Annotated in this window: 8 protein-coding genes; all 8 read right to left on the bottom strand. The window is 65.4% G+C overall.

Annotated features, from left to right (window positions below; genetic code table 11):
* Window positions 1-83: 83 nt before the first annotated feature.
* The 8 genes from ACOCG7_RS23380 to ACOCG7_RS23345 all read right to left on the bottom strand — a co-directional run bounded on the left by ACOCG7_RS23380 (window position 84) and on the right by ACOCG7_RS23345 (window position 11,923).
* Entirely contained in the window at window positions 84-1,913 is a 1,830-nt protein-coding gene (locus tag ACOCG7_RS23380; RefSeq protein WP_083083903.1) for an AMP-binding protein, read from the bottom strand.
* A gap of 149 nt (window positions 1,914-2,062) precedes the next feature.
* Complete coding sequence (locus ACOCG7_RS23375) at window positions 2,063-3,364, bottom strand: acetyl-CoA C-acetyltransferase (RefSeq protein WP_083083902.1); 1,302 nt, start codon at window positions 3,362-3,364, stop codon at window positions 2,063-2,065.
* A 135-nt stretch (window positions 3,365-3,499) separates the two neighbouring features.
* Window positions 3,500-4,420: a MaoC/PaaZ C-terminal domain-containing protein gene (locus tag ACOCG7_RS23370; RefSeq protein WP_083083901.1), complete on the bottom strand. Its 921-nt coding sequence runs from the start codon at window positions 4,418-4,420 to the stop codon at window positions 3,500-3,502.
* Window positions 4,421-4,422: 2 nt separating this feature from the next.
* Window positions 4,423-5,844 (bottom strand): 3-oxoacyl-ACP reductase, encoded by a 1,422-nt coding sequence (locus ACOCG7_RS23365; protein WP_244744947.1) that lies wholly within the window; start codon window positions 5,842-5,844, stop codon window positions 4,423-4,425.
* Window positions 5,845-5,990: 146 nt separating this feature from the next.
* Window positions 5,991-8,489, bottom strand: a complete 2,499-nt coding sequence (locus ACOCG7_RS23360; protein WP_083083899.1) for an acyl-CoA dehydrogenase — start codon at window positions 8,487-8,489, stop codon at window positions 5,991-5,993.
* 332 nt (window positions 8,490-8,821) lie between these two features.
* Window positions 8,822-9,808, bottom strand: a complete 987-nt coding sequence (locus tag ACOCG7_RS23355; RefSeq protein ID WP_421380206.1) for a TetR/AcrR family transcriptional regulator — start codon at window positions 9,806-9,808, stop codon at window positions 8,822-8,824.
* Window positions 9,809-10,062: 254 nt separating this feature from the next.
* Entirely contained in the window at window positions 10,063-11,286 is a 1,224-nt protein-coding gene (locus ACOCG7_RS23350) for an MFS transporter (protein WP_073429894.1), read from the bottom strand.
* A 265-nt stretch (window positions 11,287-11,551) separates the two neighbouring features.
* Window positions 11,552-11,923 carry a hypothetical protein gene (locus ACOCG7_RS23345; protein WP_083083898.1) on the bottom strand — a complete coding sequence of 124 codons (372 nt, stop codon included), beginning with the start codon at window positions 11,921-11,923 and terminating at the stop codon, window positions 11,552-11,554.
* Window positions 11,924-11,952: the final 29 nt, after the last annotated feature.

Raw genomic sequence — 11,952 nt, 5'->3', positions numbered from 1 at the left:
ACGGACATACTCTGCTTCACGAGTCTCTCTCCACGAATAGAGCGCCAATGTGCATGAAGCTTGTGCAAGCAGCGCCTTACCTGTCAGGCAGGTTTTTGCTTCGCGAGTTCCTCGTCTCGCAGCGCGCGGCGCAGAATCTTGCCGACGTTGGTTTGCGGCAACTCATCGCGGAACTCCACCTGCTTCGGTATCTTGTAGCCCGTCAGATTCTTGCGGCAATGGGCGATCACCTGTTCCTCGGTCAACGACGGGTTGCGTTTGACGATGAACACCTTCACCCGCTCGCCTTGCGCCGCGTCGGGCACGCCGATCGCCGCGACTTCGCGCACGTCGGGATGCGCCGCGATCACGTCTTCGATCTCGTTCGGATAGACGTTGAAGCCCGACACCAGGATCATGTCTTTCTTCCGGTCGATCAGACGAATGTAGCCGCGCGAATCCATCACGCCGATGTCGCCGGTGGCGAGCCAGCCGTCGCTGTCGATCGTCCTCGCGGTTTCTTCCGGGCGGTTCCAGTAGCCTTTCATCACCTGCGGACCCTTCACGCACAATTCGCCCGCTTCGCCGATGTTCGCCCACGTGCCGTCGTCCTTCCTGAAGCGCACCTGGGTGGAGGGCGCGGGCAAGCCGATCGAACCTTCGAAGTCGCGCAGATGGATGAGGTCGACGGGATTCATCGAGACGATCGGCGAGCATTCGGTGAGCCCGTAGCCTTCGATGATCGGTTTGCCCGTCACCGCCTTGAAGCGCTCGGCCACCGACTTTTGCGTCGCCATGCCGCCCGCCATCGCGAGCTTCAGGTTGGAGAAATCGCGCTGGCGAAACTCCTCGTTTTCGAGGAACGCGTTGTAGAGCGTGTTCACCGCCGTCATGCCGGTGAACTTCTCGTGACGGATGATCATCATCACGCGCTTCATGTCGCGCGGATTGGCGATCAGGATGTTGCGCCCGCCGAGTCCCATGAAAATCAGCGCGTTCACGGTGAGCGAATAGATGTGATAGAGCGGCAGCGGCGTGAGCACCGTTTCCGCGTCGCCGCTCAATTGCCCCTCGGCCCACGCCTTCGCCTGCAGCAGATTGGCGACGATGTTCCTGTGCGTGAGCATCGCGCCCTTGGCGACGCCGGTCGTGCCGCCGGTGTATTGCAGGAAGGCGATGTCGTCATGCGTGGGGCGCACGGGCGTCAAGGGCCGCGAGTAGCCGATCGCGAGCGCTTCGAGCAGCGGCACCGCTTTCGGCAGGTTATACGCGGGCACCATCTTTTTCACGTGACGCAGCATGAAATTGAGCAGACGTCCCTTCAGATTCAGCCCGTCGGCGAGCAGATCGCCGAGACCCGTCACGATGACGTTCCGCACCTTCGTGCCCGGCAGCGCCTCCTCGACCACCTTCGCGAAGTTCTCGAACACGACGATGGTTTGCGCGCCGCTGTCCTTCAGTTGATGCGCGAGCTCGCGCACCGTGTAGAGCGGATTCACGTTCACCACCACCGCGCCGGCCTTCAACACGCCGAACAGCGACACCGGATACTGGAACGTATTCGGCAGCATGATCGCGACGCGCTCGCCCGGCTTCACGCCGATACTTTGCAGATACGCGGCGAACGCGGTCGCCTTGCGGCCGAGTTCGCCGTAGGTCAGGCTCGCGCCCACGCTCACATACGCCACGCGCTCGCGGAACTTCGCGATGCATTCGTCGAAGAACTGCACGAGCGACTCGTATTGCGTGACGTCGATTTCGTGCGGCACGTCGGCGGGGTAGGACGCGTACCAGATGCCGTCGGTGTTGGGCGCCTGGGCGGGCGCGTTGGCCGATGCCGGATTCGGCGCCTGAGGGGGAACCTCGCTCGCCGCGTTGGCCGATGACGCGGACTTGGTCGGCGTCGAGGGCGGGGCTGGGTTGGGCTGGGTCATCGGTCGTCTCCTGAAGCGGTGGCTTCGTCTATTCGTGTGCTGGTCTCGCGGCCAGTCATTGAAGCAATCAAGGCAAATCTCGTGATAGCGTTCGAAGCGAAAACATGCGGTGAAACAAGTGCTAAAACAAGGTTGAAACGGAGCGACGCTCAGCGTTCGAGAATCGCCACCACACCCTGGCCGCCCGCCGCGCAGATCGAGATCAGCCCGCGCGCGGCGCCGGCCGGCTTGTCGAGTTGCGCGAGCATTTTCGCCAGGCCGGCGACGATGCGCCCGCCCGTCGCGGCAAACGGATGACCCGTGGCGAGCGAACCGCCGTTCACGTTCAGTTTCGTCCGGTCGATCGCGCCGAGCGGACCCGGCAAACCGAGCTGCGTGCGGCAATATTCATCATCCTGCCACGCCGCGAGCGTGCACAACACCTGCGCCGCGAACGCTTCGTGGATTTCGTACAGATCGAAGTCCTGCAACCGGAGCCCGGCGCGCGCCAGCATGCGCGGCACCGCGTAGGCGGGCGCCATCAGCAGCCCTTCCTGCTTGTCGAAATAGTCGACCGCGGCGGTCTCCGACCAGCTCAGATAGGCGAGCACCGGCAAGCCGTGTTGCGCGGCCCATTCATCGCTCGCGAGCAGCACGGCCGAGGCGCCGTCGGTGAGCGGCGTGGAGTTGCCCGCGGTGAGCGTGCCGGCGTCGCGGTCGAATGCCGGCTTCAGGCCGCTGAGTTTTTCGAGCGTCAGGTCAGGGCGCAGATTGTTGTCGCGCGCGAGGCCCCGGTACGGCGTCATCAGATCGTTGACGAAGCCGCGCGCATACGCGTCGCTGAGCTTGCGGTGACTCTCGTAAGCAAGCACGTCCTGGGCTTCGCGCGAGATGTTCCAGCGTTTGGCCATCAGTTCGCAATGCTCGCCCATCGAAAGCCGGGTGCGCGGCTCGCCGTTGCGCGGCAGCAGCGGCTTGAAAAACATGCCGGGACGCAGCTTCGCCAGCGCGCCGATGCGCTGCCCGGCGCTCTTGCCGCGATTCGCTTCGAGCAGGATCTGGCGCATCCGTTCGTTGACGGCGATCGGCGCATCGGAGGTCGTGTCGACACCGCCCGCGATGCCCGCGTCGATCTGCCCGAGCGCGATCTTGTTAGCGACCAGAATCGCTGCTTCGAGTCCCGTGCCGCAGGCCTGCTGCACGTCGTAGGCGGGCGTTTCCTTCGCAAGCGTGGTGGACAGCACGGACTCGCGCGTCAGATTGAAGTCGCGCGAATGCTTGATGACCGCGCCCGCCGCGACTTCGCCCAGACGTTCGCCATGCAGGTCGTAGCGGTCGACCAGGCCTTGCAGCGTGAAGGTCAGCATGTCCTGATTCGACGCGCTCGCGTAAGCGGTGTTCGAGCGGGCGAACGGAATCCGGTTGGCCCCCACGATGGCGACGCGGCGCACGGCTGGCAGCGGGTTGGACATGCTCGGCTCCTTTGGGTCGTGCCCGGGTGGTTCGATGATGCGAACGGCGATCGGTTCAAGGCGTCCTGATTCAACAACGATTCGCGGCGGCGCGAATTCCATGCATGGATGAAATCCCGCGCACGCCTGCGTGCGTCATTGCAGCCGCCACTGCATGCGGCCGCGCAAATGCGGTTTGTCTCCGGCGATATCCCGCACCTCGATGTCGCGTTCGATCAGCGAGGGCGACGCGCTCCACAGCGACGCTTCGCCCGGCAGCAGCATCGGCACCTTGAATTCGGCGCTCAGCGTGGCCTCGGCGAGCGGCTTCGGCGGTTGCAGCGCGGAGGCCGCGCGCGCGAGCGTCCACATGCCGTGCGCGATCGCGCGCGGAAAGCCGAACGCCTTCGCGGATAGCGCGGTGAGGTGAATCGGGTTGTAGTCGCCGGACACGCCCGCATAGTCGCGGCCGAGTTGCGGCGCGAGTTGCCAGCGCGCGATGCGCTCCAGCGCGGCGGGGCCGAGTTCGAGCGGATCGAGCGGATTGCCGGTCGCCGGCACGCCGCGTTTCAGATAGACGCTGTCGCCGTCCCACACCGCTTCGCCGCGGCGATACATGCGCGTATGCAGCACGAACGCCTGGCCCTTGTCGTGCCGCAGCAGCGCGCCGAATTCCACCTCGACGCGCAATACGTCCTTGTACGCGAGCGGCCGGCGCAGCCGCACATGATTGGCCAGATGCACGAGGCCGAGCGCGGGCCAGGGAAACGCCGGGTCGGTCAGCATCAGCAGATGCAACGGAAACGCAAGCAGATGCGGATAGGTGAGCGGTACGCCGTGCTCGGGGATGAAGCCGCACACGCGCGCGTAACGCCAGATCGGCCCGGGGTCGAGCGCGACGGCGGGGCGCACGAGGCGCAGCGCGGGCAGTTGCGTGGCCCGAGCGCGCTTGACGATGCCGGTCAACGCGCGCGCATAGAGCTTGGCCGGCGCGGGCAAGGGTTCGACGACCACGGTTTTCGGGCGCGCCGCGCTCACGGTAAGACCGCCCCCGAACGGATCACCCGGCTCACGCATGGTCACGCTCCAATCAGGCTTTGTCCGCACACGCGCACGACCTGGCCGGTGATGCCCGCCGAGCCCGGATGCGCGAGCCATGCGATGGTTTGCGCGACGTCGACCGGCTGGCCGCCCTGGCTCATCGCGTTCATGCGGCGGCCGGCCTCGCGCAGCGTGAACGGCATCCTGGCGGTCATCTGCGTTTCGATGAAGCCCGGCGCGACCGCGTTGATCGTGATGCCGCGTGCGCGAAGATGCGGCGCCATGCCTTGCACGCGGCCGATCACGCCGGCCTTCGAGGTCGCGTAATTGGTTTGCCCGAGATTGCCCGCGATGCCGCTGATCGACGACACGCCGATGATGCGCCCGTCGTCTCGCACGATGCCGGCGGCGAGCAGCGCGTCGTCGATCCGTTCCTGCGCGCACAGGTTGATGTCGATCACGCTTTGCCACACGGAGGCGGTCATCTTCGCGATGGTTTTGTCGCGGGTGATGCCGGCGTTGTGCACGACGATATCCACACCCTGTTCGTCGAGCGCCGCCGCGATTTGCGCGGGCGCTTCGGGCGCTGCGATGTCGAAGGCGAGGGCCGTGCCGCTCAACTGACGCATGGTCAGATCGAGCGCGTCGCGCGCGGCGGGAATGTCGATGCCGATCACATGCGCGCCCTCGGCGGCCAGCACGCTCGCAATCGACGCGCCGATGCCGCGCGCGGCGCCCGTCACGACCGCGCGCCGGCCCGCGAGCGGCGCTTTCCAGTCGAACGCGGGTGCGGCGGCTTGCGGGTCCGCGCCGGCAGTGCTGCCGATGCGCACGACCTGGCCCGACACATACGCGGAACGCGGCGACAGAAAGAATCGCAGCGAGGTTTCGACGCCGCTTTCCGCGCCTTGCTCGACATAGACGAGATTCGCGGTGATGCCGCGCCGCGCTTCCTTGCCGAGCGAACGCGTGAAACCTTCGAGCGCGCGCTGCGCGGTCCATTGGCGCGGGCTCGCGCAGCTTTCCGGCGGACGCCCCAACACGACGATGCGCCCGCACTTGCCGAGCGAGCGCAAGGTGTCGTGGAAGAATCCGTGCAGCGGTTCGAGCTGGCTGCTGTCGTCGATGCCGCTTGCATCGAACAGCAGTGCGGCGAGCCTGCCGGGCGAGCCGGAATCCGCCGGTTCGAAACGGCCCGTCATCAAGCCGTGGCGAGTCGCGAGCGGCACCCACAGCCCGGCGCTTTCATGCGCGACGCTCGTCACGCCGATGCTCGCCACCAGATTCGCGAGCGCATCGAGCAACTGCGGTTCACGTCCCGCGCCGATCGCCACCACGCCGCCGAACTCGGGCTCGTCCGCGCGATGGCGGCGCAGCACCTCGGGCTTCGGCAAGCCGAGCGAGCGCGCGAGGCGCGCGCCGAGCGGCGAGTTGACGAAGTTCAGATAAGAGTCGTTCATATCGGTCGTTGCTCCGCTGACAGCGCGCCGCGGGAAGTGCCCCTTGCGGGCGTCGGACGTGTGTCAGTGTGCACTGAGTTGGACGCATCCGGGGTGCCTCGCCGGGATGTTTTTTGCAGGCGCTCGTCAAGACGCTCGCAACCTTGTCAGGCTGCGGCTTCCAACGCCTTGTCGAGCGCCTCCTTGCGTTGTTGCAGACCGGCGAGCATGTCGAAGTCGGCCGCGAAATCGTCGACCTTCACGACTTCCGCGCCGTAACGCGCATAGTCGTCGAGCACGCGGCGCTCGTCGGCGTCGAGCAAGCCTTTCTGCTCGGCGGACGCGGTCCACCCGGGCAGTTGCACGAAGCTCTGCGGCATCGGTTCGAGCAGCCCTTGCTTGACCGCTTCACGCAGCTTCTGCTCGATCCGCATGAAGCGCGGGTTCAACTGGAACGCCAGCTCGCCGTAGCCGAGCGCATCCACATCGGGACGCGGTACATACGAATCGGCCACGAGACGTTCGCGCGCCGCGCCGGGCGTCTGCATCAATTCGGCGATGTCGCTGCCGAGCCGGTCGGACGGCTCGCGGTACGGCAGGCCGAATGGAAATGCCAGCGCGCGCACGAGGCCGGCGGCGAAGCGGTTCGGGTAGTTCGCGAGCACGCCGTCGAGCGCGTGCTGCGCTTTGTACAGCGAATCCTCGACGCCCCAGCGCACCAGCGGCAAGTCTTCTTCCTGACGGCCTTCGTCCTCGAAACGCTTGAGCGTCGCCGAGATCAGGTAGAGCTGCGAGAGCACGTCGCCGAGACGCGCGGAAATGCGTTCGCGCCGTTTCAGATCGGCGCCGAGCACGAACATGGAGACGTCGGCGAGCAACGCGAACACGGTCGAGAGGCGGGTCGCCGCGCGGTAATACGGCAGCAGCGGACCGTGCGCCGCGCGCGGCCTCGCGATGAACGCGCCGCCCGTCACGCCGTGGACGAAACCGCGCACCACGTTGGAGAGCGTGAAGCCCGCATGGCCGAAGAACGCCGCGTCGAAATCGCGCAGCGCGCGGGCGCGATCCGTTTCGCGCGTCGCGGCCATTTCCTTCAGCACATACGGATGGCAGCGAATCGCCCCCTGGCCGAAGATGATCAGGCAGCGCGTCAGAATGTTCGCGCCTTCGACGGTGATCGAGATCGGCACCTGCTGATAGGCGCGCGCGAGAAAGTTCGACGGCCCCATGCAAACGCCCTTGCCGGCGACGACATCCATGCCGTCGTTGATGACCGTGCGCGCGCGTTCGGTGATGTGATACTTGGCGATCGCCGAAATCACCGAGGGCTTCTCGCCGAGGTCCACCGCCTGCGCGGACAGGCGGCGCGCGGCATCCATCACGTACAGATTGCCGCCCATGCGGCCGAGCGCTTCCTGCACGCCCTCGAATTTGCCGACGGCGGTGCGGAACTGGCGGCGCATCGCGGCGTAGGCGCCGGTGCCGCGCACGGCGATCTTCGCCATCCCCACGTTCGACGAGGGCAGCGAAATCGCCCGGCCCGCCGCGAGACATTCCATCAGCATGCGCCAGCCGTTGCCGACCTGCGCGCGTCCGCCGATCACCCAGTCGATGGGAATGAAGACGTCCTTGCCCGAGTTCGGGCCGTTCTGGAACACCGCGTTCAGCGGCCAGTGACGGCGGCCGATATTGACGCCGGGGTGGCGGGTCGGAATCAGCGCGCAGGTGATGCCGGGTTCGTCATCGGCGCCGAGCAGATGGTCGGGATCGAGCGCGCGAAATGCGAGGCCGAGCACGGTCGCGATCGGGCCGAGCGTGATATAGCGCTTGTCCCACGTCACACGAAAACCGAGCGTTTCGCGGCCTTCGAAGGCGCCCTTGCAGACGATGCCCACGTCGGGAATCGCCGCGGCATCCGAGCCCGCGTAGGGGCTGGTCAACGCGAAGCAGGGGATGTCCTCGCCGCGCGCGAGGCGCGGCAGGTAGTGGTTCTTTTGTGCTTCGGTGCCGTAGTGCATCAGCAGTTCGGCGGGGCCGAGCGAGTTCGGCACCATCACCGAGACGGCGGCGGCCGAGCAGCGCGTGGCGAGCTTCATGATGACCTGCGAATGCGCGTAGGCGGAGAACTGCTTGCCGCCGTACTGCCTCGGAATGATCATGCCGAGAAAGCCGCGCTCCTTGATGTATTGCCAGCTTTGCGGCGAGAGGTCCTGCCACACCATCGTGGTTTCCCAGTCGTTCGCGAGGTCGCACAAATGCTCGCATTCGACGTCGAGAAACGCTTGCTCCTCGGCGGTGAGCGTGGCCGGGCCGTAGCCGAGCAGCGTGTCCCAATGCGGGCGCCCCGAGAACAGTTCGGCGTCCCACCAGACGGTGCCGGCTTCGATCGCGTCGCGCTCGGTCGGCGACATCTCCGGCAGGATCTTGCGGAAGAGCTCGAGCAGCGGCTTCGCGAGCCATGCGCGGCGCAGCGGTTTGATGGTCAGCACGAGGGCGGGGAGGACGAACAGAACGGCAAGCAAGACCGTCGCGGCCGGACCCGCGGCTCCGCTGACCTGCGCGGCCGCTACCCAGACGAGCATGCAGGCGAGCCACCATGACGCGCGCGCCTGAACGTAGACGAGCGCGAGCGCCGCAATGACGAGCACCAGGATGAACCACGGCATGACGTTTCCTCCCTTTTCGCTGGGTCTTTTCGCTGCGTGCGAACGCATCGACGGGCGCGGATGTGTTCGCCGTCATGTTGTTTTTTTAAAGCTGACGCTTCGGTTCGGCTGCTTCGCCTGGACGCCTGGGCGACGACTTTGCCGGGCGGCCTGCTCGCGGCTTCGGGTCGCGCCTGCTTGCGCTTCGCGTCCAATCACCAGTTCGGCAGCGTGACATCGCTGAGATGCGGGACCTGGATGTGCGGCGCGGGTAGATGGCGCTCACGGCGTTCGGCTGTGGACCGGCGGGTTCCTTAAGGTATATCGCCCGCATTCTCCGTGCCGCTTCCTCGCTAAGCCGCCCCTTGCGACGCATGATGAAACGAGTTCGCCGGAAGATTGCCGCCAGGGCGCTCGGCTTCCGGCATGGAAGCAGGTGGCGGTTGCTTACCGCCTTGCGTCTGCTGCGCGTCTGCCGCCGCAGCCGCAGCGGCGGCATCCGCACCAGCACCAGCACCAGCATCCGCATCCGCATCCGCACCCGCACCCGCACCCGCACCCGCACCCGCACCCGCACCCGCACCCGCACCCGCCGCACCCGCAATCGGGCATTCGCCTGTATCCGTCAGGCCGCTTTCGGTGGCGTCGCCCAGCACCGCCGCGAACGCGGCCAGTTGCGTGCTGTCCGGCAACGGCGCCTTCAGCGCGGCGACCATCAGCGAGGCGAGGCGCGCGATCAGTTGCAGGTCGTTCATCGACTTGCGCTGCGAGAACTCGGCAATCAGGTCGTCGGTATCGGCGCCCGCCAGCACGCCGGAGAGCGCGCCAATCGCGAAGTGCAGACGCCAGCCGAGTTCCTCGCGCGGCAGATGCGGCAACGCGCGCTGGAACGCATCGAAAAAGCGCACGGCCACCGACTCGTAGTGCGCCTTCAGAAAGTCGCGGATGAACGCCGACGGATCGGTATAAGCGCGCCCCAGCAGCCGTAGAAACGCCTTGCCGCCGGCGCGCGGATCGCGTGAGAGCCGCAGCGCCGGAATGAACATCGCGCCGAGCACGTGCTCGCAGGTGAGCCGCGCGCCGAGCATCTGGTCGAAGCGGTCGAGCAGCTTGAGCCGCTCCTGGTTGAGCCGGTCGAGCCGGCGCGACAGCATCGCGTGAATCAGCGATTCCTTGCTGCCGAAGTGATAGTTGACCGCCGCGAGATTGACTTCGGCACGCGAAGTGATCTGACGCAGCGACATCGCCTCATAACCGCATTCGATGAAGAGCGTTTCGGCGGCGTCGAGGATGCGGGACTTCGTGTCGCCGGCATGCCGGCCTGTCGTGCGAACTGCCATGGGCGTCTCCTGGTTGCCGGCCGTGCGGCCCGCGAACAAGCGATTCAAGTGCGAATTTGAAACAGGCGTTTTTTTGAGGATAAGAAGGATGACGATGGCGATCAAGGCCGTCCGTGGACTAACTCCTCTAGAGGACCCGACGAAGGCCGGTCTTGTCGTGACGCGCGGCGCGTCGGAGCGCGCGGAAATAAAAAGGCCGTTCCGATCGTAATCGGAACGGCCTCATGGGGCTTGCTTCTCCCAGGCGGACTGTTTCAGGTGACGCGTGCCGCGACCTGTCGTGCCGACTGCGTCATGTCGATGCCGCGGCGCTCGCGGCTGAACGGAATCAGCGCGGCGATCACCAGCGCCACGATGCCGATCACCACCGCCATCACGAGCGCGTAGTTGTTGCCGTGCGCTTCGGCGGCGCTGGCTTGCAGCGGGCCGTTGACCGAGGCGATCAGATTGCCGAGTTGATACACGAGGCCCGGGAACGTCGCGCGAATTTCGTCGGGCGAGATTTCGTTCAGGTGCACCGGAATAACACCCCATGCGCCTTGCACCGAAATCTGCATGAGAAAGGCGCCTGCCGCGAGCAGAACCGGCGTGCTCGAGAAAGCCCACAGCGGCAGCACCGGCAGCGCGATCAGCGCCGCGATGAGGATCGCGCGCTTGCGGCCGATCCTCTCCGACGCGAAACCGAAGAACAATCCGCCGATAATCGCGCCGACGTTCAGCGTGATCGTGATCCACGACACGGTATGCGCGTCGAACTGATGCTGCACGCGCAGGAAGGTCGGATACAGGTCCTGCGAGCCGTGCGAGAAGAAGTTGAACGCGGTCATGAGGACGATCGCATAGAGCGACAGCCCGACATTGCGCTTGAGCGTGGCGACGAGGCCCGGGCGCGCCCGCTTTTCGAGCGTCTGGAAGGCCGGCGACTCCGGCACGTGCGCGCGCACGTACAGCACGAGCAGCGCGGGCAGCACGCCGACGAAGAACATGCCGCGCCAGCCGATGTATTGATAGAAAACGCCGAACACGACCGACGCGAGCAGATAGCCGCTCGGATAACCGGCTTGCAACAGGCCGGAGACCACGCCGCGCGACTTCGGCGGCACGGTCTCCATGGTCAGTGCGCCGCCCACGCCCCACTCGCCGCCCATCGCGATACCGAACAGCGCGCGCAGCACCAGCAGGGTGATGAGATTCGGCGAGAAGCCGGACAGCAATTCCAGCAGCGAGAAGCACGCGATGTTGACCATCAGCGTGGGGCGACGGCCATACTTATCGGCGAGCCAGCCGAAGATCAATGCGCCGACGGGACGCATCATCAAGGTCAGCATGATGCCGAACGCGACCGCCGGGATATTCGTATTGAATTCCGCCGCGATATCTTTCAATACGAACACCATGAGAAAGAAATCGAATGCGTCGAGTGTCCAGCCGAGATAGGCGGCGATCGTGACGTTTCTTTGTTCCCGTGTCCAACTCATTGATTGTTCTCCAGAGTCCCCCAGATACCCGTTCAACCGCGGGCGGCTATGCGGGCCGTATGCCTGTGGCATTGGCTTCGAGCGAGTGTACGCCGACTGTCAAGCGCTTGCATTGAATCGAACAGGCGAATATCCGGATTAATCGCAGCGCAATTGACTTACACAATCTCAATGCAGGGTGAATGTCGGAGAGATGTAATTATCGTATTAATGGCGTTGAATTCTAGTTTGGTTTTTGTAATGTATTTCTTTGGGGTGTCGCCAGCTATTCCGGTAAGGCTGACCTGAGCTTTTGGCAGGGGGCAATGCTTCGCGCGTATTCCAGCGCCTCGACCAGCACCTCGACTTCCTGCCGTGTTTCATCGAGCTTCTTGCGAAGCAGCCGATTCTGTTGAAGCGCTTCCAATAGATTCATACTCTCGGCCAGATCGTTGCTCCGCAGCGCATCTGTTTGGTCCAGGTTCGACGTCCACGCTTTCCAGCCGGAGAGGACGCTGCCCGCCGAACCCGAGCCAGGGACTTCGTTGGGCCGCAAGCCCCCGCGAGCAACATTCCGGCTGTCCATGCGGTCGCTTTCCGCGCTCGCGTCGAAGGTGGCGTGGCAACGCTGTGCTGAGCGAGACGGACCAAACAGCATCGAGCTGCTCCTGTGAAATGCGAAGCCAG

The sequence above is a fragment of the Paraburkholderia sp. DD10 genome (genome assembly GCF_049177125.1).
Classification (GTDB): Bacteria; Pseudomonadota; Gammaproteobacteria; order Burkholderiales; family Burkholderiaceae; genus Paraburkholderia; species Paraburkholderia terricola.
Note: the sequence above shows the minus strand (reverse complement) of the source record. Positions and strands in the feature narration are given on the sequence as shown.